Genomic DNA, 18,381 nt, shown 5'->3' with positions numbered 1-18,381 from the left:
GGCGGCTTTTTTCAGCGCCCGGCGACCGCCGGTTCGCGCTTCTCCAGCTCCTTTCTCGCGGCCAGCGGGAGACGCGCGTCGTCCCACTGCGTCAGCCATTCGACTTCCTTCGCGGTAAACACCTGTCCGTAGTTGCGCAACGCGTACTGCAGCGCGTCGACGACGTGATGGCGAATGATTTCGGGGGTACGTGCATCGTCCAGCACGAACCGGAGAGCTTCCAGGGTCGACATAGTCGTGCTCCGGGTCAGGGAAAACCCTTTATGCCACGCCAATAGTCGCAGGCCAACCCGAAAAAAAATCCGGCCGCACGGGCCGGCGCACGCGATGGCCGCGTATTGCGACCGCTTCGTGTCACTTGCGTTTGGTTACGTTTGATAGAGAACAGAAAGCTTTGCTTCATCCGACCGCCCCACGATCCGGCGATATTTTGCGCGCCTGATGGCAGGTCACGCGGTTCAACATCAATCGATGAGGTGGGGTGATGATTTCCAGGTTCGTCAAGCAACGGAAAATGGCGGTGATGGTGGCGGGTGCGCTGGCGCTCGCCAGCGTGGGCGCGTACGCGGCGCAGCAGGACGGCAACAGCCAGGGCGAAAACGGTGCCAATGCGCGCCGCGTCGTGAAGCACGTGCTGCTGCTGAGTATCGATGGCCTGCACGAACAGGATCTCGCGCGCTGCATCGGTGCGAATACGTGCCCGAACATCGCGGTGCTCGCGAAGAGCGGCGTGACGTACGCGAATGCGTACACGCCGGGGCTGTCGGATTCGTTTCCGGGCCTCGCCGCACTGGTGACGGGCGGCTCGCCGAAGACGGCCGGCCTGTTCTACGACGTGTCGTACGACCGCAACCTGTACGCGCCGAGCGACACGACGTGCTCGGGCAAGCAGGGCTGGAACGTCGTGTTCGACGAGACGACCGGCATCGACGCGCAGAACGGCGGCGCGCTCGTGCACCTCGACGGCGGCGGCGCGTTCAATCCGCAGGCGATCCCGCATGCGAAGGTGAACGGCCAGTGCGTGCCGGTCTACCCGCACAACTACATCAAGACCAACACGGTGTTCGAGGCCGTGAAGGCCGGCGTGCCGAATGCGCACACCGCGTGGGCCGACAAGCACGCGTGGGGCTACGACTGGCTGAACGGCCCGTCGGGCACCGGCGTCGATGACCTGATGCGCACCGAGATCAATTCGATCGACCCGGCGACGAACACGGCCTACACCGACGTCTATTCGCACACCGCGCGCTTCGACAACCTGCACGTGCAGGCACTGATCAACCAGATCGAAGGCCGCGATTCGACCGGCACGAAGAACGCGCCGGTGCCGACGCTGTTCGGCGCGAACTTCCAGACGCTGAGCGTCGCGCAAAAGGCGCCGGTCGCGAAGGGCGGCGGCTATCTCGACGCCGACTTCACGCCGAACGGGCAGGTCGCGAACGCGATCACGTATGTCGACAACGCGATCGGCCATGTCGTCGCGGCGCTGAAGCAGGCCAACCTGTATTCGTCGACGGCCGTGATCGTCACGGCGAAGCACGGCCAGTCGCCGAGCGATCACACGAAGCTCGTGAAGAACGGCGACACGCTGACGAAGCTGCTCGAAGCGAACAACTTCATCGATCCGAACGGCAACTTCGGCCAGAACAACACGACGACGGGCAACCTGAACGACGGGTCGGGCCTGGTCGGCACGGGCTTCGTGCAGACCGACGACGTCGGGCTGATCTGGCTGCGCGACCGCAGCCAGCGCACGGCCGTCGTGCAGACGCTGAAGGCGAACCTCGGCTGCAACGCGCCGGGGATCTGCGCGGACGGCCCGCAGGCGTACGTGCTGTACGGCGCGGCGCTGGCCGACCGCTTCGGCGATCCGGCCAACGGCCGCACGCCGGACATCGTCGTCCAGCCGAATCCGGGCGTGATCTACACGTCGAGCACGAAGAAGGACGAGGAGCACGGCGGCAACGCGCCGGACGACAGCCACCTCGGCCTGCTCGTGTCGTATCCGGGCCTCCATCGCGCGCGCACCGTGACCGACCTCGTCGGCACGAAGCAGGTCGCGCCGACGATCCTCGGGCTGCTCGGCGCGGATCCGCGCCTGCTGCAGGCGGTCGTGGCCGAGAACACGCGCGTGCTGCCGGGGCTGGGTATCGGTCGCTGACGTTGCATGCCGGATGCCGCCGTCGGGCGGCGTCCGGCAACGGGCGCGTGCCGTCGCGCGGCGGTGCGCGCCGTTCGTCTCCGGGGCGACGTCGTGCCGCCTTACACGCGCCCGGATTCGTCCAGCATCCACTCCCTGAACCGCCTCAACGCATCGCTCGTGTCGAGGCGCTCCGGCGCGTAGCACAGGTAGTGTCCCTGCGCGTCCACGTCGACCGGTGCGTCGAACGGTTCGACCAGCGTGCCCGCCGCGAGATTGTCGAGAATCAGGAAGCGCGGCACGAGGGCGAGCCCGAGCCCGGCCTGGGCCGCCTGGATCAGCACCGAATACTGCTCGAAGCGCGGCCCGGCCAGCGCGTTCATCTGCGATGCGCGATGACGTTCCGCCCACGCGGACCACGCGATCTCCGCCTGCTCGTGCACGAGGCGCGGTGCCGCCGCCGCGTCGGCGGGCACGTGCAATGCATGCCGGTCGGCGAATTCGCGCGAGCAGACCGGCACGAAGGTCCGCCCGCCGAGATAGTCGCTTCGCACGCCTTCCCATCCCCCGTCGCCGTAGCGGATCGCCGCGTCGAGCCCGAACGGAAACACGTCGCCGGGCGCGAGATGACGGCGAAAGCTCAGCGTGACGCCCGGCGCGGCCGCGAGAAAGCGCGTGAGCCGCGGCAACAGCCACTTGGTCGTGAACGTCGGCACGCTCGCGATCGTCAGCAGGTCGCTGTTCTCGCGGGCGCTCAGCAGTTCGATCGACGCGTTGCCGATTTCGCGCAACGGCCCGACGACGCGCGCGTGATACACCTGGCCGGCGCGGGTGAGCGCGAGGCCGCGCCCCTCGCGCACGAACAGTTTCACGCCGAACAGCGCTTCGAGGTTCGCGATCTGCCGGCTGACCGCGCTCGGCGTCAGGCCCAGTTCGCGGGCCGCGTAGGAGAAGTTCAGGGTCTTCGCGGACGTGGCGAATGCATGCAGCTCCGCCACGTTCGGATACAGGTGCTTCATGGCGGGCTGTTCCGTCCTTGCACAAGTCGATGCGCGCTTTTTACGTTTTTTTCATGACGATGCCATGTCGAAACCGCACACTGCGCCGGCTTCGACAACGCATGCGGGCCCCGTCCGGCGGGCGTCGCGCGAGGCTTTTCCCGATCGTCAGCGAGTGTGTTCATGCCTCCGTCAACCGCCCCGGCCATGGCCGACGGTATTCCGATTCGTCGTAACAAACCGGCCCGGCCGACCGTCGGGCGCCTGCTGCTGCAGGCGCTGCTCGCGGTGTTCGGGCTTTACCTGCTGTTGCCGATCGCCTTGCTGCTGATCGGCGCGGTGGGCGAAACGTGGACGAACACGTTGCTGCCCACCGGCGTCACCGGGCACTGGTTCACCGACCTGGCCGCGAACCGGAGCTTCACGCGCGCGTTCGGCGTGAGCTTCCTCGTCGCGCTCGCGTGCTGTGCGCTCAACGCCGTGATCGGCCTGCCGCTCGCGTATGCGCTGCATCATCGTGCGCAGGCCGGCGGCGGGTTCGCGACGCGCGTCGTGATGCTGATGCCGGTCGCGGTGCCGGCGCTGACGCTCGGCTTCGGCTACATCGCGATCTTCAGCGGCGACACGTTGCCGTGGCTCGGCACGCTGCCGCTGATGATCGCGGCGCACGCGGTGCTGACGCTGCCGTATCTGCTGCAGACGCTGCTCGGCGACCTGCGCCACCTCGGCCTCGCGCGGCTCGAGGCCTGCGCGGCGACGCTCGGTGCGACGCCGCTGCGCCAGTTCGTCACGATCGTGTTGCCGAACCTGCGGCACAGCCTGTTTTCCGGCCTCGTGATGGTGGCCGCGCTGTCGATCGGCGAATTCCAGATCTCGAACCTGATCGCCGGCTTCCGCTACCGGAACTATCCGATCGTGCTGCTGCAGGCGTTCTACGGCGCGACGGGGATGGCGTGCGCCGCCACCGTCGTGCTGCTCGTACTCGCCGTGCTCGCGACGCTCGTGTCCGTCGGCACCGTGCAACGTCTGAAGTGAGTCATCCATGAGCCTCGAATTCGAACACGTCAGCTTCCAGTATCCGGGCGCCCGCCATGGCGTCGACGACGTCACGCTGTCTGCCGCGCAGGGCGAACTGCTCGCGGTGATGGGGCGCAGCGGGTCGGGCAAATCCACGCTGCTGAGGCTCGCGGCCGGGCTGCTCGACGGCTGGCGCGGCCGCATCGCGATCGGCGGCGACGACGTGGCCGGCGTGCCCGTGTGGCGGCGCGAAGTCGGGATGGTGTTCCAGCATTACGCGCTGTTCCCGAACCTGTCGGTCGTCGACAACGTCGCGTACGGGCTGCGGATGCGCGGCGTCGCGGCCGACGTCCGGCGCCGGCGCGCGCTGGACATGCTCGAGCGGGTCGGGTTGTCGGCGCATGCGACGCGCGGCATCGCGATGCTGTCTGGCGGACAGCAGCAACGCGTCGCGCTTGCGCGGGCGCTCGTGATCGAACCGAAGCTGCTGCTGCTCGACGAGCCGCTGGCGGCGCTCGATGCCGGCATCCGCCATCAGTTGCGCGACGAGATCCGTGCGCTGCAGCGCGCATGCGGCGCGACGACGCTGTTCGTCACGCACGACCAGGACGAAGCGTTGAGCATGGCCGACCGCGTCGCGATCGTCGACGGCGGGCGCGTGCTCCAGGCCGGCACGCCGCGCGACCTGTACGAGCGTCCCGCGACCGCCCAGGTCGCGCGCTTCGTCGGGCATTCGACGCTGCTGCGCGGGCGCGTGATCGCGCACGGCGAAATCGACGCGCGTTTCGCGACGCTGCGCGCGGAAACGGGCGCGCATCGGCCGGGCGCGGAGGTCGAGGTGCTGGTGCGACCCGAACACGTGCAGGCCGATCCGCCGGAACACAGCGCCAACCGCATCGAAGGCCGCCGCGGGGACGTGCGCTATTTCGGCGCAACGCAGCGCTACGACTTCATTCCGGACGGCTCGGCCGACGTGCTGCTGTGCGAAGGGCGCGAGCCCGCCGCGCGCAGCATCGCGATCGAACCGCACCATCTGCTCGTGCTGCCGGCGTCGCCGGACGCGCCATGATTTATTTCGTTCAACGGAGATTCACGATGCTTGCAGGCTCCCCTCTTGTGAAGGCCATGCGCGCCCGCGTGCTGGCGCTGTGCGCGCTCGCGGCGCTTTCCTGCGCGGCGGCCCAGGCCGCGCCGCTGTATCCGGGCGAAGACGCGCTGTATGCGAAGGCGGCCGACGAAGGGCTCGTCGTGTCGTTCGATACCGGCCCCGAATGGGCGAACTGGAAGGCGCTGTTCGCCGAATTCCGCAAGCGCTACCCGAAGGTCGAGATCACGTACAACGACATCGGCTCGGCGGCGACCGTCGTCGCGCTCGACAAGTCGCGCCGCCGTCCGCAGGCCGATACCGCGTACTACTTCGCGGCGTCGGCGCTCGACGCGGCGGGCAAGGACGTCGTCGCGCCGTTCAAGCCGATCAACTTCGACAAGCTGCCGGGCGTGTTCCGCGCGACCGACGCCCGCTGGTTCGCCGTGCATTCGCTGAACATCGCGTTCCTCGTCAACCGGAAGCTCGTCAAGAACGTGCCGCAGCGCTGGTCCGACCTGCTGAAGCCCGAGTACCGCAACGCGGTGGTCTATCTCGACCCGCGCTCGACCGGGCAGGGCCAGGTCGCGGTGTTCGCGGCCGCCTATGCGAACGGCGGCAGCGTCGAGAATCCGAAGCCGGGCGCCGACTTCTTCGGCAAGCTGAAGAATGCCGGCAACGTGCTGCGCGTCGAGGGCACGACGCCGTACGCGAAGTTCGTGAAGGGCGAGATTCCGATCTTGATCGGCTATGAGAACGACGGCCTCAAGGCGAAGTACGCGGACGGCATGGGCGATGCGGCCGACGTCGTGATTCCGCAGGACGGCAGTGTGTCGGCGCCCTATGCGATGAGTCTCGTGAAGAACGGCCCCAACCCGTCCGCCGCGCAGCTCTGGCTCAACCTCGTGATGAGCGACGTCGGGCAGGCGCTGTTCGCGCAAGGCTATGTGCGCCCGGCGGTGCCTGGCACGCCGGTCGCGCCGGAAGTCGAGGCGAAGCTGCCGAACGCGCCGCAGGTGCGCCCGCTCGATGTCGCGAAGGCGGCGGCGCGCAAGGCCGAAGTCGACCAGCTCTGGTCGCAGGCCACGCTCGGCAAGTAAGGGGCGCGGCATGCAGGCTTCCTTACCGGAGCGCGGCGTGCTGCGCCGCTTCGGCGCGCTTCCCGCGGCGGCATTGCTTGCGGTGTGCTTCGTGCTGCCGCTGGCCGCGCTGGTCGATGCCGCATGCGCGGACGGTGGCCGCGCGTTCGCGGCGGTGTGGCGCGATCCGCTCGTCGCCGATGCGATCGCGCGCTCGCTGGCGCTGGCTATTGGCGCCGGCACGCTGTCGGTCGCCGTCGGCGTGCCGGTCGCGTTCGCGCTGGCCGGACAGTCGCAGGCCCGCCGCCACTGGTCGCTCGCGCTGCTCGGTGTGCCGCTCGCGTTTTCCGGGCTGGTGATCGCGTACGGCTTCATCCTCGCGTTCGGCCGCGCGGGCTTCGTGACCATGTTGCTGGCCGCGCTGGGCGCCGATCCGTCCGTGACCGGCGGCGCGATCTACACGATGCCGGGGCTCGCGGTCGCCTATGCGTACTACCTGATCCCGCGCGTCGCGCTGATGATCTACCCGACGCTCGCGAATCTCGACCGGCGGCCGCTCGAGGCGGCGCTGACGCTCGGCGCGCGGCCGTGGCGCGCGTGGCTCGACGTTGCGTGGCGCGAGCTGTGGCCGTCGGTCGCGTCCGCATGGTGCCTCGTAACCGCGATCGCGCTCGGCACGTACGGCACGGCGCTCGCGCTGGCCGGCACGCAGATCAACATCCTGCCGCTGCTGATGTATTTGAAGCTGTCGGACGGGCAAACCGATTTCTCGCAGGCGGCCGTGCTGTCGATCGTGCTGACGGCGATCTGTACCTGCGTTCTCGCACTGGGAGAAGGCCTTGTTCGGCAACGGCGTCATTGACAGTGCGTGGCCGGAACCGGCACGCGACGCGCTCGCGCGACTGGCGCAACGGCAACGCGGCACGCACCGGCACCGGATGCCGGTCGGCGTGATCGGCCCGCGCGACGCGACGGATGAACAGATGCGGGTTGCGGAACGGATCGCGCACGCGGTGGCGGCCACAGGTATCGCGCTCCTCGGCGGCGGCAAGCAGGGCGTGATGGAGGCCGCCGCGCGCGGTGCGCACGCGGCCGGCGGCTGCGCGATCGGGCTGTTGCCCGAAGACGATGCCACGCTGGCGAATCCGTACCTGAGCGTGGCGCTGCCGACCGGGCTCGGCATTACGCGCAATGCACTGGTCGCGCGTGCGTCGGTGTGCCTGATCGCGGTCGGCGGCGGGCTCGGCACGCTGTCCGAAATCGCGCTCGGGTTGCAGTGGGGTAAGCCGGTGTTCACGATTTGCGGCGCGCCGCAGGTCGCGGGCGTCGAGTGCTTCGACGAAGCGGACCGGCTCGTCGCGCGCGTCGCGCAGTGGCTGGCCGATTCGGCGTAGAGCGGGGTATCGGCAGGGGGCATCGCCCGGCGCGCGTCGTGCCCGGGCTTGAAACGGCGCGCGCAACCCGCCATATTGGACGGATATCACCCGTTCAACGACGTGCCGACAGGATCGCTCATGCGCCTTCTGCTTGCCCTGCTGCTCCCGTGGTTCCAGTTCTTCACGATCGGCCGCCCGATCGCCGGAATCATCTGTCTGCTCCTGCAACTCACGATCATCGGCTGGCTGCCGGCCGCGATCTGGTCGGTGTATGCGCTGAGCCAGTACAAGACCGATCGGAAGATCGAAGCGGCGTTGCGCGAGCGGGGATGAGGCGCAATGAGCGCAGCAGAACCCTTGCCGGTAGTTCGGCTGAGTAGTTTGCATTTCGGTAGAAATTTATATATTTTATTCATATCGAGAGATATGATCTGTATAGATTTTTGCCGAAATGATGAATTCCTGCACCATTCAGCTTCACGCCGCCGGTCACTGGCACGACATCGGCAGCGTCACCTTGTTCGGCGAGCCTGATGAAGGATGGCGCGCTCGCGCCTACTCGGGCTACGGCGTTGAATGGATCGTCCGTCATCAGACTGCGCGCGATGCGCATGCGATGTCGTGCACCTTTCCCGTCGAACTCGAGCCGCTGGTGACATCCCATTGGCCGGTTTTCCTGATCGATTTGTTGCCCCAGGGTTTCGGTCGCCAAGAACTGTTGCGCCGCCTCGATTTGCCGGAAACGGCTGAGGAGCGTGCCGATTGGTCATTACTGCTGACGGGAGCCGGCAATTCGATCGGTAATCTGCGGATCAAGGAAGCCGCGCAGTGGCTTGCCGAGCGACAGGGGCCGCAGCAAGGTTTCACGGACGACGACGTCGCCATGCGCGGAGACGCATTCAGCGAATATCTCGCCGAACACGGATTCTTCGTTGCAGGCTCCTCGGGTGTGCAGGGTGAATGGCCGAAGCTATTGCTGACCCGCGCCGACGATGGGCTGCTCTACCTCGATCACACGCTGCCCGACGAGCGTGCGGTTGCACACTACATCGTCAAGTTCGGACGTGGCAGCAACGAGCGTCTTGCACAGATCCTGCGCCACGAAGCGCCCTACATGGCGTTGGCCCGGCGTCTTGGTCTGCGCGTGCATGCACCGCTGACGCTGCGTGATCGGGCGCTGTTCATTCCGCGGTTCGATCGCGCGCGAGTGGGTGACGGCGTTGTCCGGTTCGCCCAGGAAAGCATTGCTTCGTTGACGGGCAAAGCCGGCTTCGGCGTCGTGCCGAGTCACGACGAGGTATGCGCGCATCTCGTACGGCAATGTACGGATCCCCAAGCCGAGGTTGCGGAATACTTGTGTCGCGACGTCGCCAATCTTGCGTTGGGCAATAAGGATAATCATGCGCGAAACACCGCGTTGCAACGCGATTTCCAAGGGCGCATCGCGTTGACGCCGCTTTTCGACTTTGCGCCGACGTATCTGCATCCGGATGGCATTGCCCGACGCATTCGCTGGGAGGGAAATGACGGTGGCCGGCCGGACTGGGCGAGAGTGCTTGACACGGTGGTCCGGCCGAGCGAATCCTGGGCGGGGAGCGAGCAACCGGTGCTCGATCGTGATGCATTGCAGGCGCGGCTGCGTGCAATGGCACCGCGCTTGCAGGAGATCGCCGATCAAGGGGCGGATCTTGGGCTGGAGGCCGATGTGCATGCGTTTCTTAAACCGGGCCTGGAGCGGCTTGCGCGCGAACTGAATGCGCTGCGCTAAACGGGGATGGCACCATGGACAAACGCTATAACACGATGCCGCTTCCCGAGCAGCTCGCACTGCGGCGGCAAGCGGTCGAGGAGGTTCTTGCGCACCCTGAATGGACGCTGCGCGAATCGGTGCGTCATCTGAAGAAGACGATGCGGTTGACGAGTGCCGAAATGGCCAAGCTGGCCGGCGTATCGACCAAGACGATTCAGGATATCGAGCAGGGTCGCAGCGACGGGACGGTACAGACGATGAATCGCGTCTTCGGCATGCTGGGGCTTAAATTGGGTGTGGTGCGACAGAGCTCGTAGCCGGGCGGGATGTGTCGTCCGCGGGTTCCTCGTTATTGCGGCCTGGATGCAGCCAGCCGAAGCCGCAGCCCAACGACAAAACGGCCGCCCGGGCCGTCGTTCCCCCCGGGCGGCCGCTCCGCCTATTTCACCGCAAACAGCGTCAGGTTCATGAAGATCTTGAACGCATAGCCGAGCGTGACGGCGCCGATCACGCCGCCCGCCCACAGTACGACGAACCACATCCAGCCGCGCATCCGCGGCCGCGGCGCCTCGGGCGGGCGGTCGGCGGAATCAGTGGTGGTAGTAATGCTGGTCTTCATGGCGCACCTTGCCTCGGAATACCCAATAACCCATCGTCGTGTAGGCGATGATGATCGGGAGGATAACCGCTGCGCCGACCAGCGTGAAGGTCTGGCTCGAACGCGGCGCCGCCGCTTCCCAGATCGTCATCGTCTGAGGAATCGCATACGGGAACAGCGTGACGAGCAGGCCGACGTAGCCGAGCAGCACCAGCGCCAGCGCGAGCACGAACGGCGTCATGTCGTGCCGGTTGCGCACGGCGCGGCGCATCCATACCGCGCACGCGGCCACCAGGAACGGCACCGGGAGCAGGCGCCAGAACAGGCCCGAATCGAACCAGCGCTGCGCGATGGCTGGATCCTGCAGCGGCGTCCACAGGCTGACGATCGCGATGAAGCCCAGCAGCACGACGGTCAGCGGCCACACGACGCGATGCAGGCGCCGCTGCAGGTCGCCTTCGGTCTTCGCGACGAGCCAGCAGCAGCCGAGCAGCGCGTACGTGACGATCAGGCCGAGGCCCGTCAGCAGGCTGAACGGCGTGAGCCAGTCGAAGGCGCCGCCGGCGTACACGCCGTTCTTCACGTCGATACCCTGCAGGAACGCGCCGAGCGCGATGCCCTGGAACAGCGTCGCGCCGGCCGAGCCGCCGATGAACGCGAGATCCCACAGCTGCTTCGTGCGGCGCGCCTTCGCGCGGATCTCGAACGACACGCCGCGGAAGATCAGGCACACCAGCATGAAGATCAGCGGCAGGTACAGCGCCGACAGCACGGTCGAATAGACGATCGGAAATACGGCGAACAGCCCGGCGCCGCCGAGCACGAGCCACGTCTCGTTGCCGTCCCACACGGGCGCGACCGTGTTCATCATCAGGTCGCGTTCCTTCTCGTCCGGGAAGAACGGGAAGACGATGCCGATGCCGAGGTCGAAGCCGTCGAGCACGACGTACATGAAGAGCCCCAATGCGATGATCGCGGCCCAGATTACGGTGACGTCCATAGGTTTTCTCGTATGCGAAAGGAGTGGGCTCAGACGGTCTCGATCAGCTCGTCGACGGCCGACATCGGGCGGCGCGCGGTGTGATCGGGGCGCGTGTCGGGCTTGTCGTCGTGCTTGACGTCGGGCAGCGCGGGGCCGGCCTTCATCAGCTTCAGCATGTAGTACACGCCGGTGCCGAACACGAGGAAGTACACGATCACGAACGTCATCATCGACAGGCTGACCTGCTGCACCGACAGCGGCGACACGGCCTGCGCGGTGCGCATCACGCCATACACGACCCACGGCTGGCGGCCGGCTTCGGTCGTCACCCAGCCCGCGAGCAGCGACACGAAACCGGTCGGGCCCATCGCCAGCGCGAAGCGCTGGAACCACTTCGATTCATACAGGCGGCCGCGGCGGCGCAGCAGCCATGCGAGCGCGGCGAGGCCGATCATCGCGAAGCCGAGGCCGACCATGATCCGGAAGCTCCAGAACACGACCGTCGAATTCGGGCGGTCTTGCGGCGGGAAGTCCTTCAGCCCGCGGATCTCGCCGTCCCAGCTGTGCGTGAGGATCAGGCTGCCGAGGTGCGGCACCTTCACCGCGTAGCGGGTCGTCTCCGCCTTCATGTCCGGGATGCCGAACAGGTTGAGCGCGGTGCCGCCCTTTTCGGTTTCCCACAGCCCTTCGATCGCGGCGATCTTCGCGGGCTGGTGCTTCAGCGTGTTGATGCCGTGCTGGTCGCCGATCACGGCCTGCAGCGGCGCGAGCACCAGCAGCAGCCACAGCGCCATCGAGAACATCTTCTTCACGCCCTTGTCGCGGCGGCCCTTCAGCAGGTGCCACGCGCCCGTCGCGGCCACCACCAGCGCGGCGACGATGAACGCGGCGATCGCCATGTGGAACAGGCGGTACGGGAACGACGGGTTGAAGATGATCGCGAACCAGTCGGTCGGCACCACGCGGCCGTCGACGATCTCGAAGCCCTGCGGCGTCTGCATCCAGCTGTTCGACGCGAGGATCCAGAACGTCGAGATCAGCGTGCCGATCGCGACCATCAGCGTCGCGCCGAAGTGCGCGCGCGGGCTCACGCGATTCCAGCCGAACAGCATGATGCCGAGGAAGCCGGCTTCGAGGAAGAACGCAGTCATGACCTCGTACATCAGCAGCGGGCCGGTGACGGCGCCGGCGAAGCTCGAGAAGCCGGACCAGTTGGTGCCGAACTGATAGCTCATCACGACGCCGGAGACGACGCCCATCCCGAACGCGACCGCGAAGATCTTCGACCAGAACAGGCAGAGCGTCTTGTAGTACTGCTTGCCGGTCTTCAGCCAGCGATATTCGAGCACGGCGATGAAGCTGGCGAGGCCGATGCTCAGCGCCGGGAAGACGATGTGAAAGGAGACGGTGAACGCGAATTGCAGGCGGGCCAGATCGAGGGCCGAAAATGCGGTGTCCATACCAGTTGACCGAGGCTGACGATACCCGCCGGCGGGTGCCGGCGGCCCCCGGCCGACAGGCATCGGGGTTGGCTGGAGTATGGATCGCGATGTTGCACCGCGAAATGCGCCAACTCGTCGCAGATGTCCAGCCTGTCGCACGCCATTTCGGGATAAATCGTTGATTCGTATCAAGAAGGCCGTTCGCGGCGCGCGTGGCCGCGGCGTGGCGGTCTGACGCACGTGCGTCAATATGGCGCGTCGCGTCATCGGAACGACGTCGCGCGTGCGGAATCGGAGGCGCGGCGGCGGCCGGCAGCCGCCGCGCGAATTGCGTACACTCTCAGTCTCGTTTCGGCAGGGCCGGGCGCATCGGTTCCGGCTCGCGTTTACTCAGGGCACAGCGATGATCGATTTACGCAGCGATACCGTGACACGTCCGAGCCAGGCGATGCTGGCTGCAATGATTGCCGCCGAGACCGGCGACGACGTCTGGGGCGACGACCCGACCGTCCTGCGCCTGCAGGCGGTGACGGCCGAGCGGGCCGGCAAGGAAGCCGGCCTGTTCTTCCCGAGCGGCACGCAGAGCAACCTGGCCGCGCTGATGTCGCATTGCGAGCGCGGCGATGAATATATCGTCGGCCAGCTCGCGCACACCTACAAGTACGAAGGCGGCGGCGCGGCCGTGCTCGGCAGCATCCAGCCGCAACCGATCGAGAACGCGCCGGACGGCACGCTGCCGCTCGCGAAGATCGCCGCGGCGATCAAGCCGCTCGACAATCACTTTGCCCGCACGCGCCTGCTCGCGCTCGAAAACACGATCGGCGGCCAGGTCTTGCCGGAAGGTTATGTGCAGGAAGCCGTCGCGTTCGCGCGCAGCCGCGGGCTGTCCACGCACCTCGACGGCGCGCGCGTCTGCAACGCGGCCGTCGCGTCGGGTCGCCCGATCGCCGCGCTGTGCGCGCCGTTCGACACCGTGTCGATCTGCTTCTCGAAAGGGCTCGGTGCGCCGGTCGGCTCGGTGCTGGTCGGCAGCCATGCGCTGATCGAGCGCGCGCAGCGCTGGCGCAAGGTGTTGGGCGGCGGGATGCGGCAGTCGGGCATTCTCGCGGCGGCGTGCCTGTATGCGCTCGATCACAACGTCGAGCGGCTCGCGGACGATCACGCGAATGCCGCGCATCTCGCGGCCGGCCTCGCGCGCATCGATTCGGTGAAGGTACTGTCGCAGGCGACGAACATGGTGTTCGCGCAATTCCCCGAAGCCGATTGCGCGCCGCTCGAGGCGTGGCTCAAGGAACGTGGGATCCTCACGCAGATGCTGTATGCGTCGCGCTTCGTCACGCATTGCGACGTGTCGCGCGCGGACATCGACACGTTTCTCGGCGCGGTCGGCGCGTATTTCGCGCAGCGTCGCGCGTGAAGCGGAAGGCGCCGGCCGGCGACGGGCCGGCGCGACGCAGCATGACGCAACACACGGAGGGGTGACGCGGCGCGTTGCCGGTCGACCTTTGCCGTGCCGGCGGATTACGCTTGCCGCGGCGTGTCGACGGGGGGCGCGCCGTCGCGGAACAGCGATTTAAGCTGCGTGCGCAGTTCGGCGCTGTCGGTGTGCTGGTGCACCGAGACCGCGTGTTGCACGGCGGCCTCCAGCAGTTCGTTGTCGGAGTCGGCGGAAATTGCGACCGAGCAATGCATCGCACTGGGAAACTCGCGGCAATCGATATAGCGGCGGGACATGATGTTCTCCTCACATGAAAGGGAACGGCCGGACCTGGATGATCGGCCGCGCGGCGCGTTCGCGAGGCCGATGGAAAAAGTATAGGCGGCGCGGCCGACTTTCTCGTCGCGGTGCGTAGCGCGCCGGCAGTGTCGATCACCCGCTCGCCAGCCTGCGCGTTACGGCAGCGGCGCGAGCAGCCGGCGCGCCGCCTCGACCACCCGTGCGGACAGCGACGCCATCGTCGGCGACTGCACGGTCCACGCGTGCCAGTACAGCGTGACGTCGGTCGGATGCGCGGGCGCGAGATCGACCAGCCCCTGCGTATCGAGCGGCGCGGTGCCGATCAGCGGCTCCGGCACCATCGCGTAGCCGAGCCCGTGCCGCACCGCCGCGAAGTGCGAATGAGTGCCCGGCACGTAGTGGCACGGGTACGCGCCGTCCGGCAGCCCGAACTTCTCCTTCAGGAACGACGATTGCAGCGTGTCGCGCCGCGAATACGCGACGACGGGCGCGTGGCGCGCGCTCGTGCGGTTCAGCCCGCGCGGAAACCAGCGCACCGCGAACGCGGCCGCCGCGAGCAGCCGGTAGCGCATCGTGCCGAGCGGCGTCGCGATGCAGCCGCGCATCGGCTTCGGCTCGGTCGTCACGCAGCCGACCGCCATCCCGCTTTCGAGCAGCGCGAACGTGTGATCCTGATCCTCGACGATCAGTTCGAACAGGATCCGCTCGCCCGCGAGCACGGACGTCAGCGCGGGCAGGAACCATGTGCCGAGACTGTCGGCGTTCAGCGCGATCGTCACCGAGATCGGCGATTCGCGCTCGGTCGCGAGCGTGCTCTGCAGGTCGGCCTGCAGCAGCGCGACGCGGCGCAGATGCTGCAGCACCCGCTGCCCGGCCACCGTCGGGCGGCACGGCCGCGTGCGCAGCACGAGCGGCGTGCCGAGGCTCGCTTCCAGCGCGCGGACCCGCTGCGTGACGGCGGACGCGGTCACGTGCAGGCGCACGGCCGCCTGCTCGAAGCTGCCGGTGTCGGCGACGGCCAGCAGCGCGGCGGCCTGCTTCGGATCGATCGTCATCGACATGTCGGGGGCATTCCTGTGATCGGAGACGAGAACAGGCGGTAGTGTAAGGCAGCGTGCGCTGCCGTCCCGGCGCGGCGCATCGTCCCGCCGCGCGCGATTCGTCGTCGGAATCGGTTGCCGCGTATGGGATGCGCTGCGGCGCGGGCATTTTGATCTACGCTGTATGAATGTGCGAAACGCGGCGGCCGCAATGCTGCTCGCGCGCTGGCGATGTCATCATGCCGACGCCCGACGCCCGACGCCCGACGCCCGACGCCCGACGCCCGACGCCCGACGCCCGACGCCCGACGCCCGACGACGATATGCTGTATGCCGATCCGACTACACCCCACTGAAGAACAAGCGACGGAGCAACCGAGCAATGATCTTCCGGCAACTTTTCGACCCGCAATCGTCGACGTACACGTATCTGCTCGCCGACAGCGCCTCGCGTGAAGCGCTGCTGATCGATCCCGTGTTCGAGCAGGTGCGCCGCGACGCGGCGCTGCTCGACGAGCTCGGGCTGCGGCTCGTCGCGACCGTCGACACGCACGTGCATGCCGATCACGTGACGGGCGCGTGGCTCCTGAAGCAGCACACGGGCAGCGCGATCGCGATCTCGGCCGCGAGCGGCGCGCAGGGCGCCGACCGCTACCTGAACGACGGCGACCGCTGCGCGTTCGGCGCGCGCTACCTGACCGTGCGCGCGACGCCCGGCCACACGAGCGGCTGCATCAGCCTCGTGCTCGACGACGAATCGATGGCGTTCACCGGCGATTGCCTGCTGATCCGCGGCACCGGCCGCACCGACTTCCAGCAGGGCGACCCGCGCGCGCTATATCGCGCGGTGCACGGCCGGCTTTTCACGCTGCCGGCCGCGTGCCTCCTGTATCCGGCGCACGACTATCGCGGGCTCACGGTGACGAGCGTCGGCGAGGAGCGGCGCTTCAACCCGCGCCTCGGCGGCGATCTCAGCGAAGACGATTTCGCCGGCTACATGCGCAACCTCGGGCTCGCGCATCCGCGCCAGATCGACGTCGCGGTGCCGGCGAACCTGCAGTGCGGCGTCGCCGCGAACGCGCCCGATGCGCAGGCGGCCGCCGACTGGGCGCCGCTCGTCTATACGTTCGCCGGTTTCTGGGAAATCGATCCGCAATGGCTCGAGGATCATCTGCCGGCCGTGCAGATCGTCGACGTGCGCGAGCCGGACGAATTCGCGGGCCCGCTCGGCCATCTGCCCGGCGCGACGCCGATCCCGCTCGGCGAACTCGCCGCGCGCACCGGCGAGATCGCGCGCGACCGGCCGGTCGTGACCGTGTGCCGGGCCGGCGGCCGCTCCGCGCAGGCGACGGTGATCCTGAAGAAGGCCGGCTTCGACGCGGTCGCGAATCTCGGCGGCGGGATGCTGCGCTGGCGCGCCGAAGGGCGCGTCGTGATGGACGGCCGGTCGTAGCGGGCCCAGGCAGTCTCCCGAAAAAAAATTCCGGATCGATGTCGAAACGGCCGGGCGCCGCCCGTCGTCAAGGTATCCGATCATGTGGCGCCGCATGACGCGGCGCCGAAACCCTGAGAGACCACGTCATGATGCCGACGCTTTACGCCCATCCCTTTTCGTCCTACTGCCAGAAAGTGCTCACGGCGCTGTACGAGAACGGCACGCCGTTCGAGTATCGCGTGCTCGCGCACGACGATCCGAAGCCGATGCAGGAACTGACCGCGCTGTGGCCGCTGAAGCGCTTCCCGGTGCTCGTCGACGCGGGCCGCACGGTGATCGAGGCGTCGATCATCATCGAGTATCTCGGCCTGACCCATCCGGGCCCCGTGCGCCTGCTGCCCGACGATCCGCGCGCCGCGCTCGAGGTGCGGACGATGGACCGCTTCTTCGACAACTACGTGGCGACGCCGCAGCAGAAGGTCGTGTTCGATGCGCTGCGGCCGGAAGCCGAACGCGATGCGCGTGGGGTGGCCGATGCGCGCGCGATGCTCGAAACGTCGTACGCGTGGCTCGACAAGACGATGGCCGATCGCGAATGGGCGGCCGGCGACCGTTTCAGCCTCGCCGACTGCGGCGCGGCGCCATTCCTGTTCTACGCGGACTGGACGCACCGGATCGATCCGTCGTTCGCGAACGTGATCGCGTATCGCAAGCGGCTGCTGGCGCGGCCGTCGTTCGCGCGTGCGGTCGACGAGGCGCGGCCGTATCGTTCGTTCTTTCCGCTCGGCGCGCCCGATCGCGACTGACGGGCGCGGTGGCGGCCGCTCTCGCGGCGATGGTGCGGGGCGCGACCTGCGCGCGGCGCGATGCCGCCGCGCAGGGCCGGCAGCGGGTGCCCGGACGTCGGGACGACAGCAGCGGATGCATCGCGGTTTCGTCCCGTTACATCGTCGTGTGCGTGACCGACTGCGCGAGCGTCAGTAGTTCGTCGAACTGCGTGATCAGCTCGAAGCACAGCAGGAACGCGAGCGTATAGGCCGGCGCGGGGAAGCGTCGGATCGCGTCCAGCACCTGCGGCGCGAAGCGCGATCGAATGGCGTCGCGCGTCAGCAGCCATGCGAGCGCGATGCCGATCGCCGCGCCGGCGATCAGGTCGGTCGGGTAGTGAAAGCCGAGATACGCGCGCGGCACGCAGATGAACACGACCGCATAAAGCAGCGCAAGCACGCCGACGCGGCGCGCGATGATGAAGATGCCGGTCGCGATCGCCATCCACAGCATCGCGTGATCGCTCGGAAACGAACTCCATGTCTGCAGCGTCGCCGCACGCAATCCGGCCGACGGAAAGTGCAGGTGCAGGTCGGGGTTGTAGATCGGCCGCACGCGGAACGGCAGCACCTGCGCGAGCACGCGGCCGACGGCGAGCGCGATGAGCCCGCTCGCGACGGTGGCGACGACCAGCTCGCGTTGCCGCTCGCGGTTCGGGCCGGGCTGGAACCACAACCAGCACAGCACCGGAATGAGCACGAAGCCCTTGAACGTGTAGAGGCCCGCGACCACGCGGATCGCGTGAGTCATCAACGGGCCGAACGTCACGTGGGTGAGGAAGATCTGGATCGGGGTGTCGAAATTGTTCATGTCCTGTGCGACCCGGGCGGACGCGCAGCGCATGACAGGCGGCCGGCTGGATCGGAAAGCGCGC

At 67.7% G+C, this 18,381-nt stretch carries 20 protein-coding genes; 12 read left to right on the top strand and 8 right to left on the bottom strand.

All coding sequences use genetic code 11. The annotated features are described in order from the left end of the window. Positions 1–11: 11 nt before the first annotated feature. Positions 12–233, bottom strand: a complete 222-nt coding sequence (locus HWW87_RS31690; RefSeq protein ID WP_174431187.1) for a hypothetical protein — start codon at positions 231–233, stop codon at positions 12–14. A 251-nt stretch (positions 234–484) separates the two neighbouring features. Between HWW87_RS31690 and HWW87_RS31685 the strand changes: the two genes are divergently transcribed. Continuing rightward, on the top strand, positions 485–2,161 hold the full coding sequence (locus tag HWW87_RS31685; RefSeq protein WP_175823606.1) for an alkaline phosphatase family protein: 1,677 nt from the start codon (positions 485–487) through the stop codon (positions 2,159–2,161). Between the two features lie 101 nt (positions 2,162–2,262). Here HWW87_RS31685 and HWW87_RS31680 read toward each other — a convergent pair whose 3' ends face one another. Beyond that, a complete protein-coding gene (locus HWW87_RS31680; RefSeq protein ID WP_175823605.1) occupies positions 2,263–3,159 on the bottom strand; it encodes a LysR substrate-binding domain-containing protein in 897 nt (298 codons plus the stop codon). 162 nt (positions 3,160–3,321) lie between these two features. Between HWW87_RS31680 and HWW87_RS31675 the strand changes: the two genes are divergently transcribed. The 8 genes from HWW87_RS31675 to HWW87_RS31640 all read left to right on the top strand — a co-directional run bounded on the left by HWW87_RS31675 (position 3,322) and on the right by HWW87_RS31640 (position 9,761). Beyond that, on the top strand, positions 3,322–4,173 hold the full coding sequence (locus HWW87_RS31675; RefSeq protein WP_175823604.1) for an ABC transporter permease subunit: 852 nt from the start codon (positions 3,322–3,324) through the stop codon (positions 4,171–4,173). Positions 4,174–4,180: 7 nt separating this feature from the next. After that, complete coding sequence (locus HWW87_RS31670; RefSeq protein ID WP_175823603.1) at positions 4,181–5,224, top strand: ABC transporter ATP-binding protein; 1,044 nt, start codon at positions 4,181–4,183, stop codon at positions 5,222–5,224. A gap of 26 nt (positions 5,225–5,250) precedes the next feature. After that, entirely contained in the window at positions 5,251–6,339 is a 1,089-nt protein-coding gene (locus HWW87_RS31665; protein WP_175823602.1) for an extracellular solute-binding protein, read from the top strand. 10 nt (positions 6,340–6,349) lie between these two features. Further along, a complete protein-coding gene (locus HWW87_RS31660; RefSeq protein ID WP_175823601.1) occupies positions 6,350–7,180 on the top strand; it encodes an ABC transporter permease subunit in 831 nt (276 codons plus the stop codon). A gap of 76 nt (positions 7,181–7,256) precedes the next feature. After that, entirely contained in the window at positions 7,257–7,712 is a 456-nt protein-coding gene (locus HWW87_RS31655; protein ID WP_244107378.1) for a TIGR00725 family protein, read from the top strand. A 120-nt stretch (positions 7,713–7,832) separates the two neighbouring features. Continuing rightward, positions 7,833–8,027, top strand: a complete 195-nt coding sequence (locus HWW87_RS31650; RefSeq protein WP_174431195.1) for a YqaE/Pmp3 family membrane protein — start codon at positions 7,833–7,835, stop codon at positions 8,025–8,027. A gap of 118 nt (positions 8,028–8,145) precedes the next feature. Further along, positions 8,146–9,462 (top strand): HipA domain-containing protein, encoded by a 1,317-nt coding sequence (locus HWW87_RS31645; RefSeq protein WP_175823599.1) that lies wholly within the window; start codon positions 8,146–8,148, stop codon positions 9,460–9,462. A gap of 14 nt (positions 9,463–9,476) precedes the next feature. Then, a complete protein-coding gene (locus tag HWW87_RS31640; RefSeq protein WP_175823598.1) occupies positions 9,477–9,761 on the top strand; it encodes a helix-turn-helix domain-containing protein in 285 nt (94 codons plus the stop codon). Between the two features lie 122 nt (positions 9,762–9,883). Here HWW87_RS31640 and HWW87_RS31635 read toward each other — a convergent pair whose 3' ends face one another. From HWW87_RS31635 to HWW87_RS31625, 3 genes are read right to left on the bottom strand one after another with little or no spacing between them, the layout of a single operon-like run. Further along, a complete protein-coding gene (locus tag HWW87_RS31635) occupies positions 9,884–10,063 on the bottom strand; it encodes a hypothetical protein (RefSeq protein ID WP_034187692.1) in 180 nt (59 codons plus the stop codon). Continuing rightward, complete coding sequence (gene cydB, locus HWW87_RS31630; protein ID WP_175823597.1) at positions 10,035–11,042, bottom strand: cytochrome d ubiquinol oxidase subunit II; 1,008 nt, start codon at positions 11,040–11,042, stop codon at positions 10,035–10,037. The genes HWW87_RS31635 and cydB overlap by 29 nt, the downstream gene beginning before the upstream one ends. A 29-nt stretch (positions 11,043–11,071) precedes the next feature. After that, positions 11,072–12,484, bottom strand: a complete 1,413-nt coding sequence (locus HWW87_RS31625) for a cytochrome ubiquinol oxidase subunit I (protein ID WP_175823596.1) — start codon at positions 12,482–12,484, stop codon at positions 11,072–11,074. A gap of 385 nt (positions 12,485–12,869) precedes the next feature. Here HWW87_RS31625 and ltaE point away from each other — a divergent pair, with 385 nt between their 5' ends. Beyond that, the gene (gene ltaE, locus HWW87_RS31620) at positions 12,870–13,883 is read left to right on the top strand and encodes a low-specificity L-threonine aldolase (RefSeq protein WP_175823595.1); all 1,014 of its coding nucleotides are present in this window, start codon (positions 12,870–12,872) and stop codon (positions 13,881–13,883) included. A 104-nt stretch (positions 13,884–13,987) separates the two neighbouring features. On the opposite strand, the gene HWW87_RS31615 is transcribed toward ltaE, so the two are convergent. Both HWW87_RS31615 and HWW87_RS31610 read right to left on the bottom strand, forming a co-directional pair. Next, positions 13,988–14,200: a DUF1059 domain-containing protein gene (locus HWW87_RS31615; protein ID WP_174385634.1), complete on the bottom strand. Its 213-nt coding sequence runs from the start codon at positions 14,198–14,200 to the stop codon at positions 13,988–13,990. Positions 14,201–14,359: 159 nt separating this feature from the next. Further along, positions 14,360–15,265 (bottom strand): HTH-type transcriptional regulator ArgP, encoded by a 906-nt coding sequence (locus HWW87_RS31610; protein ID WP_175823594.1) that lies wholly within the window; start codon positions 15,263–15,265, stop codon positions 14,360–14,362. 361 nt (positions 15,266–15,626) lie between these two features. Between HWW87_RS31610 and HWW87_RS31605 the strand changes: the two genes are divergently transcribed. Next, positions 15,627–16,697, top strand: a complete 1,071-nt coding sequence (locus HWW87_RS31605; RefSeq protein WP_175823593.1) for an MBL fold metallo-hydrolase — start codon at positions 15,627–15,629, stop codon at positions 16,695–16,697. A 128-nt stretch (positions 16,698–16,825) separates the two neighbouring features. Continuing rightward, a complete protein-coding gene (locus tag HWW87_RS31600; protein WP_175823592.1) occupies positions 16,826–17,485 on the top strand; it encodes a glutathione S-transferase family protein in 660 nt (219 codons plus the stop codon). 136 nt (positions 17,486–17,621) lie between these two features. Here HWW87_RS31600 and HWW87_RS31595 read toward each other — a convergent pair whose 3' ends face one another. Continuing rightward, positions 17,622–18,317 (bottom strand): phosphatase PAP2 family protein, encoded by a 696-nt coding sequence (locus HWW87_RS31595; RefSeq protein WP_175823591.1) that lies wholly within the window; start codon positions 18,315–18,317, stop codon positions 17,622–17,624. Positions 18,318–18,381 lie beyond the last annotated feature (64 nt).

This window comes from Burkholderia sp. BCC0419, assembly GCF_902830285.1.
GTDB lineage: Bacteria > Pseudomonadota > Gammaproteobacteria > Burkholderiales > Burkholderiaceae > Burkholderia.
The sequence above is the reverse complement of the archived record's forward strand: the minus strand, read 5'-3'. Positions and strand labels throughout refer to the sequence as shown.